Annotated in this window: 22 protein-coding genes; 9 read left to right on the top strand and 13 right to left on the bottom strand. The window is 68.3% G+C overall.

Features of this window, described 5'->3' with window-relative positions:
- Nucleotides 1-148 precede the first annotated feature (148 nt).
- The 3 genes from PMI14_RS12685 (at nt 149) to PMI14_RS12695 (ending at nt 2,886) form a co-directional block, all read left to right on the top strand.
- On the top strand, nt 149-991 hold the full coding sequence (locus PMI14_RS12685) for a class III extradiol ring-cleavage dioxygenase (RefSeq protein ID WP_007854902.1): 843 nt from the start codon (nt 149-151) through the stop codon (nt 989-991).
- Between the two features lie 60 nt (nt 992-1,051).
- Complete coding sequence (locus tag PMI14_RS12690; protein ID WP_007854903.1) at nt 1,052-1,708, top strand: alpha/beta hydrolase; 657 nt, start codon at nt 1,052-1,054, stop codon at nt 1,706-1,708.
- Nucleotides 1,709-1,869: 161 nt separating this feature from the next.
- Nucleotides 1,870-2,886, top strand: a complete 1,017-nt coding sequence (locus PMI14_RS12695; RefSeq protein ID WP_007854905.1) for a DUF3014 domain-containing protein — start codon at nt 1,870-1,872, stop codon at nt 2,884-2,886.
- A gap of 12 nt (nt 2,887-2,898) precedes the next feature.
- On the opposite strand, the gene PMI14_RS12700 is transcribed toward PMI14_RS12695, so the two are convergent.
- Both PMI14_RS12700 and PMI14_RS12705 read right to left on the bottom strand, forming a co-directional pair.
- Complete coding sequence (locus tag PMI14_RS12700) at nt 2,899-3,921, bottom strand: NADP-dependent oxidoreductase (protein WP_007854907.1); 1,023 nt, start codon at nt 3,919-3,921, stop codon at nt 2,899-2,901.
- Between the two features lie 18 nt (nt 3,922-3,939).
- Nucleotides 3,940-5,190, bottom strand: a complete 1,251-nt coding sequence (locus tag PMI14_RS12705) for an MFS transporter (protein ID WP_007854909.1) — start codon at nt 5,188-5,190, stop codon at nt 3,940-3,942.
- Between the two features lie 74 nt (nt 5,191-5,264).
- Between PMI14_RS12705 and PMI14_RS12710 the strand changes: the two genes are divergently transcribed.
- Nucleotides 5,265-6,278 carry an AraC family transcriptional regulator gene (locus PMI14_RS12710; RefSeq protein ID WP_007854910.1) on the top strand — a complete coding sequence of 338 codons (1,014 nt, stop codon included), beginning with the start codon at nt 5,265-5,267 and terminating at the stop codon, nt 6,276-6,278.
- Between the two features lie 18 nt (nt 6,279-6,296).
- Here PMI14_RS12710 and PMI14_RS12715 read toward each other — a convergent pair whose 3' ends face one another.
- Complete coding sequence (locus PMI14_RS12715; protein WP_007854911.1) at nt 6,297-6,764, bottom strand: Lrp/AsnC family transcriptional regulator; 468 nt, start codon at nt 6,762-6,764, stop codon at nt 6,297-6,299.
- Nucleotides 6,765-6,865: 101 nt separating this feature from the next.
- Between PMI14_RS12715 and mdeB the strand changes: the two genes are divergently transcribed.
- Nucleotides 6,866-9,541 (top strand): alpha-ketoglutarate dehydrogenase, encoded by a 2,676-nt coding sequence (mdeB, locus tag PMI14_RS12720; RefSeq protein ID WP_007854913.1) that lies wholly within the window; start codon nt 6,866-6,868, stop codon nt 9,539-9,541.
- 94 nt (nt 9,542-9,635) lie between these two features.
- Nucleotides 9,636-10,424, top strand: coding sequence for a GNAT family N-acetyltransferase (locus PMI14_RS34205; protein ID WP_007854914.1), 789 nt, complete (start codon nt 9,636-9,638; stop codon nt 10,422-10,424).
- Nucleotides 10,425-10,617: 193 nt separating this feature from the next.
- Here PMI14_RS34205 and PMI14_RS12735 read toward each other — a convergent pair whose 3' ends face one another.
- The 4 genes from PMI14_RS12735 to PMI14_RS12750 all read right to left on the bottom strand — a co-directional run bounded on the left by PMI14_RS12735 (nt 10,618) and on the right by PMI14_RS12750 (nt 14,525).
- The gene (locus PMI14_RS12735; protein ID WP_007854920.1) at nt 10,618-11,790 is read right to left on the bottom strand and encodes a DSD1 family PLP-dependent enzyme; all 1,173 of its coding nucleotides are present in this window, start codon (nt 11,788-11,790) and stop codon (nt 10,618-10,620) included.
- A gap of 28 nt (nt 11,791-11,818) precedes the next feature.
- A complete protein-coding gene (locus tag PMI14_RS12740) occupies nt 11,819-12,790 on the bottom strand; it encodes a threo-3-hydroxy-L-aspartate ammonia-lyase (RefSeq protein WP_007854921.1) in 972 nt (323 codons plus the stop codon).
- Between the two features lie 61 nt (nt 12,791-12,851).
- Entirely contained in the window at nt 12,852-13,853 is a 1,002-nt protein-coding gene (locus PMI14_RS12745) for an ornithine cyclodeaminase family protein (RefSeq protein ID WP_007854922.1), read from the bottom strand.
- Between the two features lie 9 nt (nt 13,854-13,862).
- Complete coding sequence (locus tag PMI14_RS12750) at nt 13,863-14,525, bottom strand: transcriptional regulator (RefSeq protein ID WP_007854923.1); 663 nt, start codon at nt 14,523-14,525, stop codon at nt 13,863-13,865.
- A 244-nt stretch (nt 14,526-14,769) separates the two neighbouring features.
- On the opposite strand from PMI14_RS12750, the gene PMI14_RS12755 reads away from it, so the two are divergent.
- Together PMI14_RS12755 and PMI14_RS34865 are read left to right on the top strand one after the other, a co-directional pair.
- Entirely contained in the window at nt 14,770-15,201 is a 432-nt protein-coding gene (locus tag PMI14_RS12755) for a hypothetical protein (RefSeq protein ID WP_007854925.1), read from the top strand.
- 131 nt (nt 15,202-15,332) lie between these two features.
- On the top strand, nt 15,333-15,590 hold the full coding sequence (locus PMI14_RS34865) for a hypothetical protein (RefSeq protein ID WP_007854926.1): 258 nt from the start codon (nt 15,333-15,335) through the stop codon (nt 15,588-15,590).
- A 25-nt stretch (nt 15,591-15,615) separates the two neighbouring features.
- Here the strand turns inward: PMI14_RS34865 and PMI14_RS12765 are convergent, their stop codons facing one another.
- The 6 genes from PMI14_RS12765 to PMI14_RS12790 form a co-directional block, all read right to left on the bottom strand.
- A complete protein-coding gene (locus PMI14_RS12765; RefSeq protein WP_007854927.1) occupies nt 15,616-16,449 on the bottom strand; it encodes a zinc-dependent peptidase in 834 nt (277 codons plus the stop codon).
- Between the two features lie 47 nt (nt 16,450-16,496).
- Nucleotides 16,497-17,276, bottom strand: a complete 780-nt coding sequence (locus tag PMI14_RS12770; protein ID WP_007854928.1) for a UDP-2,3-diacylglucosamine diphosphatase — start codon at nt 17,274-17,276, stop codon at nt 16,497-16,499.
- A 25-nt stretch (nt 17,277-17,301) separates the two neighbouring features.
- Nucleotides 17,302-17,808, bottom strand: a complete 507-nt coding sequence (locus PMI14_RS12775; protein ID WP_007854929.1) for a peptidylprolyl isomerase — start codon at nt 17,806-17,808, stop codon at nt 17,302-17,304.
- A 33-nt stretch (nt 17,809-17,841) separates the two neighbouring features.
- On the bottom strand, nt 17,842-18,423 hold the full coding sequence (locus PMI14_RS12780; protein WP_007854930.1) for a peptidylprolyl isomerase: 582 nt from the start codon (nt 18,421-18,423) through the stop codon (nt 17,842-17,844).
- The gene (locus tag PMI14_RS12785; protein ID WP_007854931.1) at nt 18,420-19,700 is read right to left on the bottom strand and encodes a murein L,D-transpeptidase family protein; all 1,281 of its coding nucleotides are present in this window, start codon (nt 19,698-19,700) and stop codon (nt 18,420-18,422) included. Before PMI14_RS12785 ends, PMI14_RS12780 begins: the two co-directional genes overlap by 4 nt.
- 84 nt (nt 19,701-19,784) lie before the next feature.
- A complete protein-coding gene (locus tag PMI14_RS12790) occupies nt 19,785-20,867 on the bottom strand; it encodes a tetratricopeptide repeat protein (protein ID WP_007854932.1) in 1,083 nt (360 codons plus the stop codon).
- Between the two features lie 215 nt (nt 20,868-21,082).
- Between PMI14_RS12790 and cysS the strand changes: the two genes are divergently transcribed.
- Entirely contained in the window at nt 21,083-22,462 is a 1,380-nt protein-coding gene (cysS, locus tag PMI14_RS12795) for a cysteine--tRNA ligase (protein ID WP_007854934.1), read from the top strand.
- Nucleotides 22,463-22,652 lie beyond the last annotated feature (190 nt).

Here is a 22,652-nt window from a genome sequence, read left to right on the forward strand (position 1 = left end):
TTCGGGATGCGTTTTTCTTGGGGCGTGTCAGCGTGTCAGGGCCTTCATTGGCGCCAAAATCGCAACAATCCGTTTGACCCCCGGGGCTTGGTCTCGGCCGTGGTAAGTCCTACAGTACCTCTCAGACCCTAGAGAAAGTACGCCCACCATGTCCGCCTCCGTTCAAGCCCCTTCTTCTGCCACCGCCACCGTGCCCGCCCTGTTCGTATCGCATGGCGCGCCGCTGTTCGCCATCGATGCCGGTACCACCGGCCCGGCGCTCACGCAGTGGGGGCAGGGGCTGCGGGCGCAGTTCCCCGGGCTGCGCGGGGTGGTGATCATGTCGCCGCACTGGATGGCGCGCAGCCCGCAGGTGATGACCGGGCCGCAGCCGGCCACCTGGCATGACTTTGGCGGTTTTCCGCAGGCGCTGTACCAGTTGCAGTACCCGGCGCCGGGCTCGCCTGCGCTGGCGCAGGAGGTGCTCGGCCTGCTGCAGGCGGCCGGCGTGGCCGCGCAGGGCGATGCCGCGCGGCCCTTTGACCATGGCGCCTGGGTGCCGCTGATGCACCTGTTCCCCGATGCCGACCTGCCCGTGGTGCAGGTGGCGCTGCCTGCCGGCGCGGGCCCGGCCGAGGTGTACGCGCTGGGTGCGGCGTTGCGCGGGCTGCGCAGCCAGGGCGTGCTGGTGGTGGGTTCGGGCAGCATGACGCACAACCTGTCGGAGTTCTTTGGCGGGGCGCGCGAGCCGGCGCCCTATGTGCTGGAGTTCAGCCGCTGGATCGAGGGCGCGCTGGCCCGGGGCGACATGCAGGCGCTGCTCAACTACCGCAGCCAGGCGCCGCACGCCACGCGCGCGCACCCCACGGAAGACCACTTCTTGCCCATCTTCTTCGCACTGGGCGCGGCGGGCGATGACCTGCAGGCGCAGTACCTGAGCCGAGAAGTGATGTACAGCATGCTGTCGATGGATGCCTTCGCGCTTCAGTCCAACGCTGTCGCGGCCCATTGACAATACGGCTTCGGTGCGGCGTCTGCCGCACCGGCCTTTTACATTCCAAGCCTTCCATCCATGACCGCACCCAACCTGCCGCTGACCTACCTGCACCGCCCCGCCACCGCCGGCACCCCCGAGCCCTGGCTGCTGGTGCTGATGCACGGCGTGGGCAGCAACGAGCAGGATCTGTTCGGCCTGGCGCCGCATGTGCCCGGGCGCTTCCACGTGCTGAGCCTGCGTGCGCCGTTTCGCATGGGGCCGGGTGCCAATGCCTGGTTCGAGTTCTCGGTGGCGCCCAACGGCGACCGCACCATCAACGAGCCGCAGGAGCTGCAAAGCCGCGCACTGGTGGCCCAGGCGGTCGAGGCTGCTGCGACCCAACTGGGCGTGCCGGCCAGCCGCGTGGTGGTGGGCGGGTTCAGCCAGGGCGGCATCATGTCGCTGTCGCTGCTGCTCACCCAGCCTGCGCTGCTGCAGGCCGCCATGGTGTGGCACAGCCGCCTGCTGCCCCAGGTGCTGCCCGTGGCCGCGCCGGCTGCTGCGCTGCAGGGCAAGCAGCTGTGGGTGAGCCATGGCACGCAGGACAACGTGATCCCGCTGGTGCAGGCGCATGCCATCCGCGAGCACTTCGCGCAGTTGCCCGTGACCCTGAACTACCGCGAGTTCCCGGGCATGCACGAGATTCGCCCGGCCGAGCTGGCCGCTACGGTGGACTGGTTGCAGACCTTGTAGGAATCTCCCGCGTGCTGCGCGCGCTGTTGCGCGTGTGCAGCGTGCCCATGACGAAAACAGGGCGTTACGTCTTGCCGGAACCTAAAGGGTTTCCAATGGTCAGGCCATGACCCGGGCCGCTGCGTTGGCCGCACCCCGGCCCATGACGCAAGGACCCCTGCATGCCCGATCCAGTGCTCGACCACGACCGCGATTTTTCCGAACTGCGCAGCGACCAGCGTCCGGCACCGCCGCGCAACGGGGGCGGTGGCACAGCGGTGGTGGCGACCGTGTTGGTCGTGGCCCTGGTCGGCGCGGGCTATGCCTGGTGGCGCTGGCAGGCCAGCAATGCCCCTGCCGAACAGGCCACCAGCGCCGCGCCGCCTGAAGCCGCGGCCCCAGCATCGGCCCCCGTCGCCGCGGCATCGGAGCCCGCCGGTCCGCAGAACCTGATCGATCCCCTGGCCCCGGCCGAGGCGGCCACGCTGCCCGACCTGGCCGAGTCCGATGCGGCCGTGGCCCAGGCGTTGACGGAGCTGTTGGGCCAGCCTTCGGTGGGCTCGTTCCTGCAGCTCGACGGCTTTGTGCGCCGCGCGGTGGCCACGGTGGACAACCTGCCGCGTGCCCAGGCGCCATCGCGCATGTGGCCGGTGCAGCTGGCGCCGCGCCGCTTCAGCGTGGAGGGAGTGCCGGGCACCCACGGCCAACTGGCGATTGCGGGCGGCAATGCCGGGCGTTACAGCGCCTTCGTGGCCTTTGCCGAGGCCATCCCCGTCGACCAGGCGGTGGCCTTGTATGCGCGGCTGTACCCGCTGTTCCAGCAGGCATACGAAGAGCTGGGCTACCCGGGCAAATACTTCAACGACCGCCTGGTGGCCGTGCTCGACCACCTGCTCAAGACCCCTGAGCCCACCGGCCCGCTGCTGGTGGAGCTGACCGAGGTGAAGGGCGAGGTGACCTCCACCCGGCCCTGGGTGCGCTACGAATTCGTGGACCCGCAGCTGCAGGGCCTGTCCAGCGGGCAGAAGATGCTGGTGCGCATGGGTCCCGAGAATGAAAAGCGCCTGAAGGCCCGCCTGGCCGAGTTCCGCAAGCGCGTGGCCACGGGCGTGGGGCCCAAGGCCGTGGGCAAGGGCGCGCAGGCCAAGCCGCAGCAGGCCGCTGCGGCCAAGCCCGCTCCAGCAGCCAAGGTGCAGTGAGCGCCTGCTGACCTATTGCGCTACGCGCACGACGGTTTTGCCGAAGTTCTGCCCCTGCAGCACCCGGCGCAGCGCCTGCGGCGCGTTCTCCAGCCCGTCCATGATGTCTTCGCGCAGGCGCACCTGGCCCTGGGCGATCCAGGCGGCCATCTCGCGGCGAAAGCTGTCGAAGCGCTCGCCGTAGTGGTCCAGGATGATGAAGCCCTGCATGCGCACGCGCTTTTGCAGCAGCGTGGCCGTGAGGCGGGGCAGGCGGTCGGGCCCGCTGGGCGTGTTCTCTTCATCGTTGTAGTGGGCGATGAAGCCGCACACCGGCACGCGGGCGTGCAGGTTCAGGAGCGGCAGCACGGCATCGAACACCTCGCCGCCCACGTTCTCGAAGTACACATCGATGCCCTGCGGGCAGGCCGTTGCCAGGCGCTGTGCCAGGTCGGGCTCGCGCCGGTCCAGGCAGGCGTCGAAGCCCAGTTCTTCCACCGCATGGCGGCACTTGTCGGCGCCGCTGGCAATGCCCACCACACGTGCGCCCTTGATCTTGGCGATCTGGCCCACGATGGCGCCCACGGCACCGGTGGCCGCTGCCACCACCACCGTCTCGCCCGGCTTCGGTTGCCCGATGTCGAGCAGGCCGACATAGGACGTGAAGCCCGGCATGCCCAGGCCGCCCAGGGATTGCGAGGGCTGCGCCGCATCGCCCAGCGCCAGCAGGTCGCTGCCGTCGGACAGGGCGTAGTCCTGCCAGCCGGCGTTGGCCAGCACCAGGTCACCTTCGCGGAACTGCGGGTTGCGTGAGGTGACGACCCGGCTCACCGTGCCGCCGACCATGGGCGCGCCGATCTCCACAGGCGGCGCGTAGCCCGGGCCGATGGGGTCCATCAGGTTGCGCATGTAGGGGTCGATGGACAGGTACAGCGTCTGCAGCAGCACCTGGCCCTCGGCAGGCTCGGGTACGGGCTGCGTCTCCAACCCGAAGTGCTTGGGTTCAGGCAGCCCTTGCGGGCGCGCGGCGAGTGTGATGCGGCGGTTGCTTGCCATGGTGCGTACTCCCCTGGATCAGGCGGCCGCGGCAGGCCGGGGGCCGTGGCGCAGCGTGAGCAGTGTGCCGAGCGTGAGGGCCGCCAGCGCGAAGGCCGGGCCGCCCAGGGCGCCCACATGGTCCACCATCAGGCCGCCGAAGATGGCGCCGCTGGCAATGGCGATCTGGAAGGCCGCCACCAGCAGCCCGCCCGCGCCCTCGGCCTGGTCGGGCGCGGCGCGCACGATCCAGGTCTGGAAGCCCACGGGGAAGGCGCCGAAGGCAAAGCCCCACAGGGTGACCGCCACGGCCGTGATGGCGGCCGACTGCCCTGCGACCAGCAAGGTGGCGGCGAGCACGGCGATGACGGCACCGCCGGCCACGATGGCCTGGCGCTCGCTGCGCCCGGCGATCCAGCCGCCCACGAAGTTGCCGAAGAAACCGCCCACGCCGTAGCCCAGCAGCACGGCCGTGATGGTGGCCACCGACAGGTGGGTGACCTGCTCCATCAGCGGGCGGATGTAGGTGAAGCCTGCGAAGTGGCCCGAGATGACCAGCAGCACGGCCAGCAACGCAACGCGCACGGGCGGGCGGCGCAGCAGCTCGCCCAGCACCTTGAGGTTGGGGTTGTCGCGCGGGGGCAGGGCGGGCAGGGCCACCAGTTGCACGGCCAGCGTGATCAGGCTGATGCCGCCGGCCGCGATGAAGGCGCTGCGCCAGCCCCACAGGTCGCCCATCCAGGCCCCGATGGGCGCCGCGCAAACGGTGGCCACCGACACCCCGGTGAGGATGAAGGACATGGCCCGCGCAAACAGCGACGCCGGCACCAGCCGCATGGCCAGCGCGGCCGACATGGACCAGAAGCCGCCCAGCGCCACGCCCAGCAGCACCCGCGCCGCCAGCAGCGTGACCATGCTGCCGGCCAGGGCCGACATCAGGTTGGACAGCACCAGCAGCAGCGTGAAGGCGATCATCACCAGCCGCCGGTCGATGCGGCGCGTGAGCAGCGGCAGCGACGGGGCGGCCACGGCGGCCACCAGTGCCGTCACTGTTACGGCCTGGCCTGCGGCGCCATCGCTCACACGCAGGTCGCTGGCCATGGCGGTGAGCAGGCTGGCAGGCAGGAACTCGGCCGTGACCAGGCCGAACACCCCCAGGGCCATGGAGGCCACGGCGGCCCAGCGTGCCTCGGTGGGCTCGGGGGTGGAGTGCGGGGCGGGCGTGGCCTCGGCAACGACGGCACCGGTGGGCGCATCAAGGCAGGCGGAGCAGGAGGGAGAGGAGGACACGGGAAAGGCCTTGGGATGGATGGAAAGCCATCGTAGGGATAAGATGGCGGCGTTTCCATGCCCTAAAAGCCGAGATGCTTGACTTTTTATCCAAGCCATTCAACCAGGTGCATCAGCAGCCGTTCGCGGACCCGCCGGACCTGCTGACCCAGATCCTGCTCGGACTGCGCCTGGATGGCGTGGAGTATGGCCGCTGCGTGCTGCACCCGCCATGGGCCATTGCCTTCCCGGCGCAGCGCTCGGCGCGCTTTCACTTCGTGGGCCATGGCGGCGCCTGGCTGCGCACGCCGGGTACCGACTGGCAGCGTCTGAACCCAGGCGATGCGGTGCTGCTGCCGCACGGCAGCTTCCACGTGCTGGCCAGTTCGCCCGACGTGCCGCCGGTGGACATCGATTCGCTGGCGCGCAAGGCCGTGTCCGAGAACATCTACCTGGTGGACGGGCGAGATGCCAACAACGCGCACCTGGGCGCCGCCGTGGCGCCGCCCCCGCCGCAGGCGCCCGACGTGATGTTCTGCGGCGCGCTGCGCTTCAACCTCGACCCGCTGCACCCGCTGATGGCCATGATGCCCGAGGTGATGATGGCCGGCGACCTGGCGCGGCGCGACACCACCGTGCCGGTGCTTCTCGATGCCATGGAGCGCGAGGTGGAGCAGGACCGCATGGGCGCCTGCGCCATCCTCGCGCGCCTGGCCGATGCGCTGGCCGCCAGCATCATCCGCGCTTGGGTGGAGTGCAGCTGCAACAACCCCACGGGCTGGATCGCGGCGGTGCGCTGCCCGCGCATCGGCAAGGTGATCGCCGCCATCCACGCCGACCCCGAGCGCGACTGGAACGTGCCGCTGCTGGCCGACCTGATGGGGGCCTCGCGCTCGAGCTTTTCCGAATCGTTCACGCGCACCATGGGCGAGAGCCCGGCGCGCTACGTGGCCAAGGTCAAGATGTCGCAGGCGCGCCGCTGGATCGCACGCGACGGCATGCGCGTGGCCGTGGCGGCCAACCGGCTGGGCTATGAGTCCGAGGCCTCGTTCAGCCGGGCGTACAAGCGCATCATCGGGCACCCGCCGAGCACGGCGCGCGCGCAATGAGGGAGGCGGCTGCGGGTTCTATGCCTTGGGCAGCGGCAGCGCCGTCTTGTAGCGCACCTGCTTGAGCGCAAAGCTCGAGCGGATCTTTTCCACGCCGGGTATGGGGGCCAGCCGCTCCAGGATGAAACGCTCCAGCGCCCCGATGTCGGGCACGGCCACGCGGATCAGGTAGTCGCTGTCGCCGCTCATGAGGTAGCACTCCATCACCTCGTCGTGCTCGGCGATGCGCTGCTCGAAGTCGCCCAGCGCCTCCTTGCTCTGCGTCTTCAGGCTGATGCTGATGAAGACGTTGAGCCCCAGGCCCAGGGCGGCCGCGCTGGCCAGGGCCACGTAGCGGCTGATGACGCCCGCGGCCTCCAGCGCCTTCACGCGCGCCAGGCAGGGCGAGGGCGACAGGTGCACGCGCCGCGCCAGCTCCACGTTGGACAGGGAACCGTCGGCCTGCAGCTCGGCCAGAATGCGCAAATCGAGGGTATCCAGCTTCATTTGCTGCAGTGTAGGTGGTTTGCCGCACGAAATGCTGTGGTGGAGGCTTTTGTGGGCCAGAACGGCATCCCATTCGGGGCGGCAATGGCTACAGTTGCGGCATGAACGCCCCCACCGCCCCCCACCACCTGCTCATGCCTGCATCGGCCACCGCGTTGGCTGACACGGACCCCCAAGAAACCGCCGAATGGCGCGATGCCTTCCTGGCCCTGGTCGCGACCGAGGGACCGGAGCGCGCGCGCTTCATGCTGCAGGAAATGGTGCGCCTGGCGCGGGTCCAGCGCGTGGGCTGGCATCCCGACCTGAACACGCCGTACGTGAATACCGTGGCGGTGCAGGACCAGCCCGTCTTCCCCGGTGACCTGGCCATCGAGGAGCGCGTGGCCTCCATCGTGCGCTGGAACGCGCTGGCCATGGTGGTGCGCGCCAACCAGGCCTATGGCGAGCTGGGCGGCCACATTGCGAGCTACGCCAGTGCGGCCGACCTGTTCGAGAGCGGCTTCAACCACTTCTTCCGCGCCCGCGAAGGCCTGGGCGAAGGGCAGCACCGGGGCGACTTGGTGTTCTTCCAGCCGCACAGCGCGCCGGGCGTGTATGCGCGGGCGTTCCTGGAAGGCCGCCTGTCAGAGCAGGACCTGATGCACTACCGCCAGGAGCTCACGGCGCCGGGTGCGGGCGCGCAGGGCCTGTCGAGCTACCCGCACCCCTGGCTGATGCCGGACTTCTGGCAGTTCCCCACGGGGTCGATGGGGATCGGTCCCATCAGCAGCATCTACCACGCGCGCTTCATGCGCTACCTCACTCACCGCAACCTGCTCGACTGCTCGGCACGCAAGGTCTGGGGTGTGTTCGGCGATGGCGAGATGGACGAGCCCGAGAGCATGAGCGCGCTGACCCTGGCTGCGCGCGAGGGCCTCGACAACCTGGTGTGGGTGGTCAACTGCAACCTGCAGCGCCTGGACGGCCCGGTGCGCGGCAACGGCCGCATCATCGACGAGCTGGAGCGCCTGTTTGCCGGCGCGGGCTGGAACGTGGTCAAGCTGGTCTGGGGCAGCGACTGGGACGGCCTGTTCGCCCGCGACCTGACCGGCGCGCTGGTGCGCACGCTCGAAGGCACGGTGGACGGCCAGATGCAGACCTTTGCGGCCAAGGACGGGCGCTTCAACCGCGACAACTTCTTCGGCCAGAACCCCGAGCTGGCGGCCCTGGCCCAGGGCATGACGGACGAGCAGATCGACCGCCTGAAGCGCGGCGGGCACGACCTGGTGAAGATCCACGCTGCTTACGCCGCCGCCGCGCGCCACCAGGGCCAGCCTACGGTGATTTTGGCGCACACCAAGAAGGGTTACGGCATGGGCACGGCCGGCCAGGGCAAGATGACCACGCACAGCCAGAAGAAGCTGGACGAGACCGACCTCATCGAGTTCCGCAACCGCTTCAACCTGCCCCTTACCGACGAGCAGGCCACCAGCCTGGCCTTCTTCAAGCCCGCGGAAGACAGCCCCGAGATGCGCTACCTGCGCAGCCACCGGCAGAACCTGGGCGGCTACCTGCCGCGCCGCGACACCACCTGCGAGGCGCTGCCCGTGCCCGCCATCGAAAGCTACGCGCAGTTCGCGCTGCAGCCGCAGTCCAAGGAGATGAGCACCACCATGGCCTTCGTGCGCATGCTGGGCGGCCTGCTCAAGGACGCCACGCTGGGCCCGCGCATCGTGCCCATCGTGGCCGACGAGGCACGCACCTTCGGCATGGCCAATTTGTTCAAGCAGGTCGGCATCTACAGCAGCGTGGGCCAGCGCTATGCGCCCGAAGACATCGGCTCGGTGCTGAGCTACCGCGAGGCGCTGGACGGTCAGATTCTCGAAGAGGGCATCAGCGAGGCCGGCGCCATCGCCAGCTGGACGGCCGCGGCCACCAGCTACACGGTGCACGGCCTGGCCATGCTGCCGTTCTACATCTACTACTCGATGTTCGGCTTTCAGCGCGTGGGCGATGCGATCTGGGCCGCCGCCGACCAGCGCGCGCGCGGCTTTTTGCTGGGCGCCACGTCGGGCCGCACCACGCTGGGTGGCGAGGGCCTGCAGCACCAGGACGGCAGCAGCCACCTGGTGGCCGCGACCATCCCCAACTGCAAGGCCTACGACCCAGCCTATGCGGGCGAGATGGCCGTGATCATCGACGCCGGCATGCGCGAGATGGTGACCGAGCAGCGCGACGTCTTCTACTACGTCACGCTGATGAACGAGAACTACGCCCAGCCCGACCTGCCCGTGGATGCGGCCGAAGGCGTGCTGCGCGGCTGCTATGTGTTCCAGCGCTTCGAGGCCGAAGGCGCTGCGGCGGCCACGGCCCGCCAGGTGACGCTGCTGGGCTCCGGCGCCATCCTCACCGAGGTGGTGAAGGCTGCGCAGCAGCTGGCCACCGAGGGCATCACCGCCACCGTGGTCAGCGTGACCAGCTGGAGCGAACTGGCACGCGATGGCGTGGCGTGCGAGCAGCGCGCCATTGCAGGAGAAACAGATAAGCCGGGTACCCCCTGGCTTGCAGCACAGCTGGCCGCCACAAGCGGACCGGTGATTGCTGCAACCGACTATGTGCGCGCCGTGCCCGAGACGGTGCGGGCCTTCGTACCCGAGGGGCGCAAGTACATGACCTTGGGGACCGATGGCTTTGGGCGCAGCGATACGCGGGCGGCGCTGCGGGAGTTCTTCGGGGTGGATGCGGCCGCGGTGGCGAAGGCCGCGAAGTTTGCGCTGGGGGCCACGACGGCGCGTTGAGCCCTCTGCAGGCCGTTGTAAAGCATGCTCTTTCAGGGCGGCAAGCGTGGTGCGCTACGCTTGCCGACCTGGTGTTTTTTTGCGCTTTTTTCTCATGACCCTGCCCTTTACCACGGTGGCCCTGACGGCCGAGAACATTGTCGACTGTGCGGACCTGTACCTGGGCGTGTTCAATGCACCGCCCTGGAACGATGGGTGGGAACACGCGGCGGTGCGGGAGCGGCTGGAGGCGTTCATGGCTTTTCCGGCGGCGCGCGGGATGGCGCTGCTGCTGGAGGGGGTGCCGGTTGCGATGGTGCTGGGCTGGAAAGAGCGCTGGGTCAACGGGTGGACGTTTCACATCAAGGAGATGTGCGTTGCGGGGCATCTGCAGCGGCAAGGTGCTGGGGCGGCGCTGATGGGTGCGCTGGAGGATGGGCTGCGGGGCGAGGGGGTGATGAGCGTGAACTTGCAGACCCTGGAGGAGGCGCCGGCCTTTGGGTTCTATGAGGGGCTGGGCTATCGCAAGGGGCGGGTGGTGATGCTGGGAAGCTGCTGTAGTTGCCCAAGCCATCGGCAAACGGCTGGTATGGCGCAGTCGGGGAACCCCCAGTGCCGGCCGTGTAAGAGCCTTCTTACAATGTGTTGCAGCCAACCGTTGGAGGGCACCATGGAAAATGTTACCTGGGACCACGATCCGCCTACGACCTGGATAGCGACGGTCAGCGGGCAAGCCGTCTGCTCCATCAAGCGCAAGGACATTGGCGGCTGGACGGCGGGTTGGACGGATGAGCGTTTGTGGCCGCCTCCCTCGCATCTGCCCAAGGCGCTGCCCCAGCCCACGCGGTTCTTCAGCAGCCTTGAAGAAGCCAAGGCGGCGGTGGAGCAGGCGCTGGCGGCTTGAGGGCTGTTTCCGTTCTTCGGGTGCTTCTGCGTCGCTGCGGTACCAAGGCGCTGTAGTTCAGCCTGCCACCGCCATTTAAGTTGTCGGCTTGGCTTGTAGCGCGCAGTGGTTGTCGCATGCCTTGCTTCAGGGCGGAGGCCGGGATGTGCGCCCGGCCTCCGCCCTCCGACAAGGCATGGCGGTAAGCCCGATCTCACCAGCCCCCAAACCGCTCCCACCGCGCCACCGCGATCCCACCCTCCACTGCCCGATACTCCCCATACTGCGCCCCCGTGGCACACGCATGGTTCGGCAAGATCCGCAGTTGCCTCCCCACCGGAAACCGCCGCGCCATATCGCCCACGTCCGGCGACCCGGATCCATCGACCAACGACAGGATCCCGTGCTCCTGATTGGCGCCGCTCAGCACGTAGCCATCCAGCACCGTCCCATCCACATCGCACACTTGGCCATAGCCATAGTCGTGCGACTGCTTTTGCGTGCCCCGGTCGCGGCTCATGGCCATCCAACCAGCGTCGACGATCACCCAGCCCTTGTCCACCTGGTGGCCGATCACGGTGGTGAGCACGCTCAGCGCGATGTCGTCGGTGCTGCACACGCCCACGTTGTGCATCACCAGGTCGAAGAACACGTACACACCCGCGCGCACCTCGGTCACGCCCGCAAGGTCCGCGGCCGACAGGGCCGTGGGCGTGGAGCCCACGCTCACCACGGCGCAGGGCAGGCCGGCTGCGCGCAGGCGCTCGGCCGCGCGCACGCAGCCGGCGCGCTCCTGCTCGGCCAGGGCGGTGAGGGCCTCGGGGGTGTTCAGGTCGTAGCTGCCGCCCGCGTGCGTCAGGACGCCGGCCAGGCGCATGCCGCCCTCGTGCAGGGCGCGGCCCACGTCGATGAGCGCGGCCTCGTCGGGGCGGATGCCCGAGCGGTGGCCGTCGGTGTCCACCTCGATCAGCACCTCGAAGACCTCGCTGTTAGCGCGGCCGAACTCCACGATGGCCTGGGCGGCGGCGAGGTTGTCGGTGATGATCTTCAGGTCGCAGCCCTGGCGGCGCAGCGCCAGCACCTGGGGCAGCTTGTGCGGCACCGTGCCCACGGCGTAGAGGATGTCGGTGACGCCGTGGGCGAAGAACTGCGCTGCCTCCTTGAGGGTGGACACGGTGATGCCCTGCGCGCCGGCGGCGATCTGCGCCTCGGTCACGGCGGGGCACTTGGCCGTCTTGGCGTGCGGGCGAAAGCGCACGCCCAGCGCGTTCATGCGCTGCTGCATGCGCGCGATGTTGCGCCGCATGCGCGGCAGCTCGATCAGCGCGGCGGGGGTGTCGACCTGGGACAGGGGGATCGGCAGATGGACGGTGGGTGCTTCCTGCATGGCGAAAGGTCCTCGTTGTCTTGGTGGGTCAGCCGGCCAGGAGGCTGCAGAAACGTTCCATGTCCACGTTGCCGCCGCTGATCAGCACGCCGACCTTCTTGCCCTGGAGTTCTGCAGCGCGTGCGCGCGCTGCCGCAAAGCCCAGGCAGCCCGTGGGTTCCACCACCAGCTTCATGCGCGTGGCGAAGAAGCGCATGGCGTCCACCAGCTGGGCGTCGCTCACGGTGAGGATGTCGTCGACGTCGCGGCGGATGATGGGGAAGGTGATGTTGCCCAGGTGCTGCGTCTGCGCGCCGTCGGCAATGGTCTTGGGCGTGTCGATGTGCACGATGGAGCCGGTGCGGAAGGACTGCTGCCCGTCGTTGCCGGCCTCGGGCTCCACGCCGTAGAGCTTGCAGCGGGGCGACAGCGCGCGCGTGGACAGGGCCGAGCCCGAGAGCAAACCGCCGCCGCCCAGGCAGACGAAGAAGGCGTCGAGCTCGCCCACCTCTTCGAACAGCTCCTTGGCGGCCGTGCCCTGGCCGGCCAGCACGTCGGCATGGTCATACGGCGGGATCAGGGTCAGGCCGTTGCGCTCGGCCAGGTCGCGCGTGATCTGCTCGCGGTCCTGCGTGTAGCGGTCGTAGAACACGACGTTGGCGCCGTAGCCCTGCGTGGCCGCCACCTTGGCGGCGGGTGCGTCCTGCGGCATGACGATGGTGGCGGGTATGCCCAGCTCGCGTGCGGCCAGGGCGATGCCCTGGGCGTGGTTGCCCGACGAAAAGGCGACCACGCCGGCCTTGCGCTGCGCGGCGTCGAACTTTGCGAGCGCGTTGTAGGCGCCGCGGAACTTGAACGCGCCCATGCGCTGCAGGTTCTCGCACTTGAAGAACACCTGGGCGCCCAGCTCCGCATCCACGGTGCGCGAGGTGAGCACGGGCGTGCGGTGCGCAATGCCTGCGATGCGGCCGGCAGCGGCCACGACGTCGTCATAGGTAGGAAGTTGGAGGGCAGTGGTCATGGCAAGGGTGGATGGTGGTGGTGGATGGGTGGAGGAGAGACAGAGGGAAAAGGGGGAGGTGTCACCAGGGCCAGGCCAGGGCGGTGCCCAGGCCCTGCGCCAGCGCCTGGGTGTGCAGCATGCGGGCGACGGTGAGGTCCTGCAGTGCGAGGCCGGTCATGTCGAAGACGGTGATGTCCTGCGCGTTGCGCCGCGGCGGCGTCTGGCCTGTGAGCAGGTCGCCCAGCTCGGTACAGGGCAGGTCGGGCGCGGCCCACTGGACTTCGCCAATGCTGCGGGCCTGTGTGGCGTCGTCCACGAACACGCGGGCACGTTGTTCCAGCAGGCCGGGCGGCAGCTCGCGCTTGCCCTTGGTGTCGGTGCCCACGGCGTTGACATGGGTGCCGGGCTGCACGGCCGCGGCATCGAACAGCGCACCGCCGCCCGGCGTGGCGGTGATGACCACATCGCTGGCGGCCACGGCGGCGTTGGCGTCGGTGGCGTGGACGATGTCGCAGCGGCCCTGGAACTGCGCCTCGATATCGGGCCGCGGCTGGCCGTCGTGCGTGAGGTAGCGCACCTGGGTGAGCGCGGGCAGCACCCGCAGCGCAAAGCGCAGCTGCACGCGTGCCTGCACGCCGGTGCCAAAGAGGCACAGGCGCGTGCTGTCGGTCCGCGCCAGGTGCTGCAGGCCCAGCGCGCCGGCGGCACCCGTGCGTTCGGTGGTGATGGCATTGCCGTCCAGCACGCACAGCGGGCGGCCCGTGGCCGGGTCGATCAGCATGACGGTCGCCTGGTGCGGCTCGCCGCCTTGCGCGCGGTTGGCGGGCCAGAAGCCGGCGGCCTTGAAGCCCAGCAGCCCTTGCGCGGACACGTCGCCCGACTTGATACCGAACACGCCGCCCGTGGGCAATGCCTCGCGCACCACGGGGAAGACGCGGCCCGCGCGCTGGCTGTGCAGCGTGAAGGCCTCGCGCACGGCAGCCAGCACATCGTGCGGCTGTAGCAGGGCGCTGACCTGGTGGGTGTCGAGCAGGAGCAGGGAGGCCTGTGCGCGGCCGGTCGTGGCGTGGTCTGTGGTCATGCCTTCACCTCACTTGCCGGCCACGTCGCCGTACACCGTGGCGCGCGACACGCCCAGGTGCTGCGCCACCACCTCCATCGCGCGGCGCACCTGCAGGCTGCCCGACTCGCGCAGTTCGCGCAGCAGCGCGCGCCGTTCGGCCGCCTTGAGCGCGCGCGGTGCGGTGGACAGGCGCGCCGCGAACTGGTCGATGCGCTGGCGGATGGCGTCGGCCCCGGCTGGGTCCAGGGACTCGGCAAGCCCCGTGTCGCCATCGATGGCCGTGAACTGCCCCACCACGCTCTGCAGGCTGCGGAACAGCGTGAGGTCCACGTTCAGGCACAGCGCGGCGATGTACTGGCCCGACGAATCCTTGATGCCCACCGAGGTGCTCTTGGCCTGCCGCCCATCGGCGAACTGGTTGGCGTAGTTGGCGATCACCTGCGGGTAGTCGGGGTCGGCAATGCGCGCCAGGCCCAGTTCGGTCGTCGGCTCGCCCACGGCCCGGCCCGAAAGGTTGTTGTGGATCGCCAGGATGGACTGCCCCGGGTCCAGCAGGTCGTGCACCACCACCTCGCAAAATGGCGCAAAGGTGGCGGCCAGGCCCTGGGCTACCTGCTCGATCTGGGAGAGCAGGGCTTTTTGTTCGGGGGTGCGCGCGGGCTGGGATGCGGTCGGTGTGCGTTTGGGCATGCCGACAATTTATCTAAAATTGGAAAAATTGTCAAAAATTGGATAATTTGTCTGGCCTGTCTTCGCGCGATGTGTGGCCTGGAAGATGGGCAGTGGCGAGCGATCCTGTTGGAGGTCGAGCCTGTGGTCCTATGATGGAATGCTGTACGGATGCAGTTGGGGGCCATCAAGAGCGGTGATGGTGGGTCGGGGCTTCGTGAGGCATGGGTTCCTCTGCGTTCGAAGAATTCGGATCGCTCCTGCCATGCTTATTCAGAATATCGAGGCCTTTGTCCATCAATTGCGCGAACGTGGTGGTTGCCCTTTGCCGGGCAGACCCGAGTCGGAGATCCGCAAGGTTTTTGCGTCGCTGGGTCAGGAGGCTTCGGCCGATGTGATCCAGTTGTATACCCATCTGGATGGCTTGGAGGAAATGGAGGCTGGTGTCTTGTGGCAGATGTGGCCACTTGCGCATGTGAAGGCAGAAAACATTGTGCCTTCACCTCATGGCGTGTTGTTCTCCGACCACTTTATGGACAGCTGGCGCTACCGTCTGCGATGGGAGTCTGGTAGTCACTCGTCCATCCATGTTGACCACTGCGATCCTGGGCGTGAACCCGTACAGCTGTTTGCCAGCTTGAATGGCTTTGTAGACGCGTATCTTTCAAACCCCGATCTGATCATCGGGGCCGGTTGAAATGCATCGAGATGCAGCGGTGACGTCCCTGAATACTGGTCCTGACTCTGCGCTGGTCTGCAGCCTCAAAAGAAGAGCCAGTTGGTCAAGGGAAGAGCATTGGACTTGAGCAATCTTCCCAGGAGTGGCCAATGAAAAATGCACTGCTTGATGAACCACGGCTTGCCGCCATCGAAGCCCGCGCGGCGGCAGCGGCCGATGGACCTTGGCGCGCCATGCTGGAGGGGCGGGACCACAGCAGCGGATCCAGCTGCATCGCCACCGCGACGGGCGGTATGGAGCTCGATGCATCAGACGCGGACATCGAATTCATGGCTGCCGCTCGAGACGATGTGCCCTATCTCCTCTCCGAGCTGAGGCGTCTTGCTGGTCTTGTCGAGGGGCGGTAGGGCACGTCAGGCGTGAGCCGTGGGCTCAGGCGGCCTCTGTGGGGCGCTTGAAAAACGCATCCAGCACCGGCACCAGCCCTGGGAACTCCTGGCTGAAGCGCGTGCGGTTCACGAAGTAGGCCTCGCAGGCCACGGCGAAGAATTCGGAGGGCGAGGTGGCGCCATAGGCATCGAGCCAGGGCATCTCGGCGCCGAAGCGCTCGGCCTTGATCACGGCCTCGCGGAAGTCCGCGTAAGCGGGCTCCCAGGCGTTCCACCAGGCTTCATAAGCGCTGCGGCCGGTGCGCGTGCCCATGAAGCCGGCGGGCAGCGGGGGACAGCCATTGGGCTCGCGGCCGCCGCGCATGTCGAGCTTGTGCACGAACTCGTGTACCACCACGTTGGTGCCGCGCTCGGTGTTCTCGCGGCCGTTGGAGGCGTGCTCCCAGCTGAGCATGATGGGGCCGCGGTCCATGGCTTCGCCCAGCAGCACCTGCTCGTGTTCGTGCACGACGCCGGCCTCGTCCACTGTCTGCCGCCTGGCCACGGCCTCGCCGGGGTGCAGCACGATGCCCACGAAATCGTCGTACCACGCAAGGGCCTTGGCCGGATCGCCCCAGTGCAACAGCGGCAGGCAGGCCTGGGCAGCGATGTCGATGGCCATGGCGTCAGTCACCTCCAGGCCATGTGCACCATGAAAACGCTTGTCGTGCAGGAAGAGGGCGCTGAGCGCGCGCAGCTTGGACTGGTCGTGCAGCGACAGCGCGGCCAGGAAGGGGTAGCGCTGCAGTGTGGCGAGCCACAGCGTGGCCGAGATGTCGGGCACGGGGGCGACGGTGGTGCGCACGCGGCGCCAGAGCCGGTTGAGGATGGGGGGCATAGTGTCAGAGCATGCCAAAAGGCAGGCGCGGAGAATCAGGACACCTACTAACTGGGGGTGAGTCCGATGCGTTCCAAGCCCGCCTGCGACAAACGCAGTGTTTCCAGCCGTGGGGGCAATGCGGCGGCGTCCCAGTCGCTGAGCACCACGCGGGTGAGGCCGGGCGCGAGGGCGTGCTCTGCGGGCCGGTGGGTGTGGCCATGCACCAGGTTGCCGGCCTGGGCAGCCTGCAGCCAGGCGAGGGTGGCGGGGCCGTCCAGATCGGCATAGACGGCGCCCGACTGTTTTTTGTTCTCGCTCTCCTGGCGGATGCCACGCGCCTGGGCGCGCCGTGTGGCCAGGGACTGGGCCAGAAAGGCCTGCTGCCAGGCGCTGCTGCGCGCCTGCACGCGAAAGCGCTGGTAGTCCACGTCGTCCAGGCACAGGAGGTCGCCGTGGCTGAGCACGATGCGCTGGCCAGCGAAGACCAGCACCGTGGGATCGGCCAGGCCTGTCATGCCCGTGCGCTGCAAGAAGGCCGGGCCGGCCAGGAAGTCGCGGTTGCCGTGCATGAAGTACAGCGGCAGGCGCTGCGCGGCGGCGAAGAGTGCGGTGCAGCCCTCGGCCTCGAAGCTGCCGGGCTCGTCGATGGCGTCGTCGCCCACCCAGACCTCGAACAGATCGCCCAGGATGAACAGAGCATCGGCCGGGGTGGCCTGCAGGTAGTGCCGGAACGCGGCGACGGTGGCGGGCTCGCTGGCCTGCAGGTGCAGGTCCGAAATGAAATCGACCGTGCGCCAGTGCGAGGGAGCGATGAGCTCCTCGAACCGGGGCACGGTCGTGGTCACGGGGTGACGCTGCCGGTGCTCTTGATTACAGAGCCACGGCCTTTTCGATGATCACGTCTTCCTTCGGCACGTCGTCGTGGAAGCCCTTGCGGCCCGTCTTCACGGCCTTGATCTTGTCCACCACGTCGGCGCCGCCGACCACCTTGCCGAACACGGCATAGCCCCAGCCCTGGGCCGAGGGAGCGGTGTGGTTCAAGAAGCCGTTGTCGGCCACGTTGATGAAGAACTGGGCGGTCGCAGAGTGCGGGTCGCTCGTGCGCGCCATGGCCACGGTGTAGTTGGCGTTCTTCAGGCCGTTGTTGGCTTCGTTCTGGATCGGGGCGTCGCTGGGCTTTTGCGCCATGCCGGGCTCGAAGCCGCCGCCCTGCACCATGAAGCCGGGGATCACGCGGTGGAAGATGGTGTTGTTGTAGTGGCCCTTGTTCACGTAGGCCAGGAAGTTCTCGGCCGACTTGGGGGCCTTTTCGGCGTCGAGTTCGAGGGTGATGACGCCGTAGCCGGCGATGTGCAGTTCGACTTGGGGGTTGCTCATGGCAATGCTTTCTTCAGGAAAGGGGTGGGATTATCACTTCACGACCGTGGCCGAGGTGATGACGATGGGTTCGTTGGGCACGTTGGCATGGCCGCCCTTGTTGCCGGTGGCCACGGCCTTGATCTTGTCGACCACCTCGGTGCCGCTCACCACCTTGCCGAACACGGCGTAGCCGTGGCCGTCGGGGCTGGGGGCGTTCAGGCTGTCGTTGTTCTTCACGTTGATGAAGAACTGCGCGGTGGCCGAGTCGGGGACGGAGGTGCGCGCCATCGCGACGGTGTAGGTGTCGTTCTTGAGGCCGTTCTTGGCCTCCAGCGGGATCGGCGGGCGCGTGGGCTTTTGCTGCATGTCGGGCGTGAAGCCGCCGCCCTGGATCATGAACCCGTTCATCACGCGGTGGAAGACGGTGCCGTCGTAGTGCTTGGCGTTCACGTAGGCCAGGAAGTTCTCGACCGACTTGGGCGCCTTGGCGGGGTCGAGCTGCAGCACGATGTCGCCCAGGGAGGTGGCGAGCTTGACCTTGGGCGCATCCTGCGCCTGGGCGGGGGCGATGCCGACGAGGGCTGTCAGTGCGATGCTGGCCAGCGACAGGGCCGCGTTTCTCTTGGAAATCATCCAATCACTCCTTCAAAGAATATTTGCCATTGCTGGCCCTTGCGCTTCCAGTACTGGCGCTTGACGGGGCCGGTGCGTGCGCCATCGGCGACTTCGCCGAACGTTACCACCATGGTGTCGGCAGCGTCTGTCCAGCGCAGGTAAGACTTGTCTTTCAGCTGTATTTCGCGGCCCTTGAGGGCGCGCGTTTCGGCCTGCAGCACGCTGGTCCACTCGGCCAGGGGCTTTTGGCGGTGGCTCTGGAAGTCGCTGGCATAAAAGCTGGTCAGCCGTGCCATGTCGCCCTGCGACTTGGCGGTGCGCCAGGCGTTGAGCACGGCCTCGAAGGCTTTGCGCTCGGCCTGCACGCTGTGCGTGGCCACCCACTGCAGCTGGCGGGCAATCACCACGGGGGTGGAGCGCGGCTCCACCTGGCGCAGGATGCGCTCCAGGTCGGGGTTGGCCAGCACCACGCAGCCATCGGTGGCCAGTGGCGCGCGCGCGAACTGGTCGGGCGGGGTGCCGTGCAGCCAGATGCCGCTGCCGGTCTTGCCGCGGCTCTGGTCCAGCGGGTTGGGGTAGTTGATGGGCAGGGCCCCGGCGCCGTAGAAGTCCTTGAGCGTGGCGGGGTCGAGCCGGCTGGTGATGAAGTACACCCCGAGCGGCGTGCGCTGGTCGCCCTCGACGAGCTTTTCGATGCCGAGCTTGCCGACGGAGGCGTAGTAGTCGGCCACCAGTTGCAGGCCCTTGTCCGTGTTCTCGAACAGGTACAGGCGCGAACGCGAGGCGTCGATGGCGATCGCGTGGCGCGAGCGTGACGACAGCTCCAGGAACTGGGCGGGTATGCGGTCGGCACCCGGGCGGTTCCTGTGCGCCTGCACGCGCTGCAGCGACTCGGTGCGCAGCTCGTCGAGCATGCCGCCGGCTTCGGGGGCGCGTGCGGCGTCGGCCTCGGGCACATCGCCGAGCTTGCGCACGGGGCGCACGCGGGCGTTGAGCAGGTCACCGAGGGCCAGTTGCGCCAGCTGGAAGTTGGGGTAGTCGCGTGCCAGGCTTTCGGCGCGGGCCAGGGCCTCGCGGCCGCGGCCTTCGCCGGTGAGTCGGTAGACCTCGAGCAGGCGGGTTTCGGCCTGGCCGTCGCGCAGCGCCTCGGGGCCCTTGGCGGGTTTGGCCGCGGCGCCGGTGCGCATGCGGGCCTGCGGGTTCTGGGCGAAGGCGGGCAGGGCCTGCACCGCGCAGGCCAAGGCAACAACAACGGCCGCCGTGCGGCGGCCCCAGAGGGACGGCTCCACCATCATGTCCGTGCTTCGCTCAGGGGCTGGTGGCGCAATGCCCGCCAGCCCACGCGGTGGTGGGCGCCGTCGCCATGTCGTGCACGTCCATCAGCCGCCGGTGGATTCCCGCACGATGGCCCAGCGGCCGCCGTTCTGCACCAGGTCCAGTGTCTTGCGGCTGGTCACGTTGAGCGCGTCGGCGCTGTAGGCCTGGCGAAAGCGTGCCGTGGCCTTGGTGCCGCTCACGCTCACGGTGATGTCGGAGACCTGCACCGCGATCTTGGACTTGCCGACGATGCGCGACTCGCGCTCCTTTTCCCAGGCGGCGCGGGTCTGGCGGCCTGGTGGGTCGAAGTCCTTGTCGTAGGCGGCCAGGTAGGCCTTCATGTCCTTGGCGGCCCAGGCAGCGGCCCAGGCCTGCACGGCGGCGGTGACGTCCTGCGTGGAGGCGGCCGATGCCGCGGGTGCAGCCGCCGCAGGGGCGGGTGCCGGGGCGGCCGGGGCTGCGGCGGCGGCCGGAGCGGGTGCCGGTGTGGGGGCGGCTGCCGGGCTGGGGGCAGCGGCGGGTGCGGCTGCAGGTGCCGGCGCAGGGCGCTGCGTGGCGACCACGGCCGGTGCGGGTGCCGGGGCGGCAGCGGCAGGGCGGGTCTTGCCTGTGGGGTCTGCCGAGAACAGCTCGCGGATCAGCGCCAGCTTGGGCTTGACGGAGTTGGCGTTGGTCGCATCGAGCTGCAGCGCCTTGTTGTAGGCCTGGCTGGCCAGCTTGGCATAGATGTCGCCCAGGTTCTCGTGCGCGGTGGCGTAGCTGGGGTTGGTGCGGATGGCCATTTCCAGCGCGGTGCGGGCCTTGTCCAGCTGGTTCTGGTTGGCGTAGAGCACGGCCAGGTTGTTGTACGGCTCGGGCAGCTCGGGGTACTCTTCGGTCAGCTTGGTGAAGGTGGCAATGGCTTCGGTGGGCTTGCCCGAGTCGGACTGGGCCACGCCGCGCAGAAAGCGCAGCTGCGGGTCGCGCGGGCTGGTGGCCAGGCGCTGGTCGGCCTTGGCCAGGGCCTCGCCGGCCTTGCCGGCCTTGAGCAATTGCGTGATGTCGGCGTAGTCGTCGGCCGCGTGCGCCAGGGTGGTGCCCACCAATGCCGTCAGGGCCAGCAGGCGCAGGAGTCGGGGGAGTGTGCGGCGGACTGGTTGCTTCATGAGGATATGCAAGGTGATGGGCAGCGTTGAACCCTGGCGGGGCTTATACTGCGGCGGATTGTAGCTGAGGGGGTGGTCATGACGGTGCGCTGTTGCCGCTGGTGATTTCGATGGGCGTTCGCTGACGAACGCGCCCCCCGAGGGGCCTGTTCCCGCTGCTGCCGGGTGAACGGGCTTCATCCACACCCCTGCCGATTTCCCCTGACTGACATCCCATGAGTTTGCGCATCTACAACACGCTTTCGCGTGAGTTGGAGAACTTTTCCCCGCTCGAACCTGGCCATGTGCGCATGTACGTGTGCGGCATGACCATCTATGACCTGTGCCATATCGGCCACGCCCGCATGATGATGGCGTTCGATGTGGTGCAGCGCTGGCTCAAGGCCAGTGGCCTGCGCGTGACCTACGTGCGCAACATCACCGACATCGACGACAAGATCATCAAGCGCGCGCTGGAGCGTGGCATCACCATCCGCGCCCTCACGGACGAGATGGTCGCCGCCATGCACACCGACATCGCGGCCCTGGGCATCGAGCCGCCCTCCATCGAGCCGCGCGCCACCGAATACGTGCCGCAGATGCTCGCGCTGATCAGCACCCTGGAAGGCAAGGGCCTGGCCTACCGCGCCAGCAATGGCGACGTGAACTACTCCGTGCGCAAGTTCGACGGCTACGGCAAGCTCTCGGGCAAGTCGGTCGACGAGCTGCGCGCCGGCGAGCGCGTGGCCGTGCTCGATGGCAAGGAGGACCCGCTCGATTTCGTATTGTGGAAGTCGTCCAAGCCCGAGGAGCCGCCCGAGGCCAAGTGGGACAGCGAATTCGGCTCTGGCCGCCCTGGCTGGCACATCGAGTGCTCGGCCATGTGCGGCGCCACGCTGGGCGAGACCTTCGACATCCACGGCGGCGGCATGGACCTGCAGTTCCCGCACCACGAGAACGAGATCGCCCAGAGCGAAGGCGCCAACGGCAAGCCCCTGGCGAAGTTCTGGGTGCACAACGGCTTTGTGCGCGTGGACAACGAGAAGATGAGCAAGTCGCTCGGCAACTTCTTCACCATCCGCGAGGTGCTGGCCAAGTACGACGCCGAGACGGTGCGCTTCTTCATCGTGCGTGCCCACTACCGCAGCGCCCTGAACTACAGCGACGCCCACCTGGACGACGCGCGCAATGCCCTCAAGCGCCTGTACACCGCGCTCAGCCTGGTGGCCCCGGCCCCCGTGGCCGCCATCGACTGGGCGGACCCCTATGCCGCGCGTTTCAAGGCGGCGATGGACGAGGACTTCGGTGCGCCCGAGGCCATGGCCGTGCTGTTCGAGCTGGCGGGCGAGGTGAACAAGACCCGCTCCGCTGAACTGGCCGGGCTGCTCAAGGCCCTGGGCGGCTGCCTGGGCGTGCTGCAGGGCGACCCGCAGGCCTTCCTGCAGGCCGGTGCCGGGCTGGACGAAGCCGCCATCGCCGAGCAGATCGCCGCGCGCGCTGCCGCCAAGGCCGCCAAGGATTTTGCCGAGGCCGACCGCATCCGCCAGGCGCTGCTGGCCCAGGGCATCGTGCTCAAGGATTCGGCCGCCGGCACCACCTGGGAAGCTGCCCAGTAAGCGACCGACAGATAGACCGTCAGTTAGTCAGACAGATAGATAGATAGAACAACCAAGAACCGCATGCCCCCGATCGAAGAACGAATGAACGAACACGACAAGAAGAACAACCAACATGGCTGCGGTACGCAAAAAAATGGCTAAAGAAGAACTGCTGGCCCCTGAAGTCGCTGCCGCCGCTGCGGCCGTC

Source organism: Acidovorax sp. CF316 (genome assembly GCF_000276605.1).
Classification (GTDB): Bacteria; Pseudomonadota; Gammaproteobacteria; order Burkholderiales; family Burkholderiaceae_C; genus Acidovorax.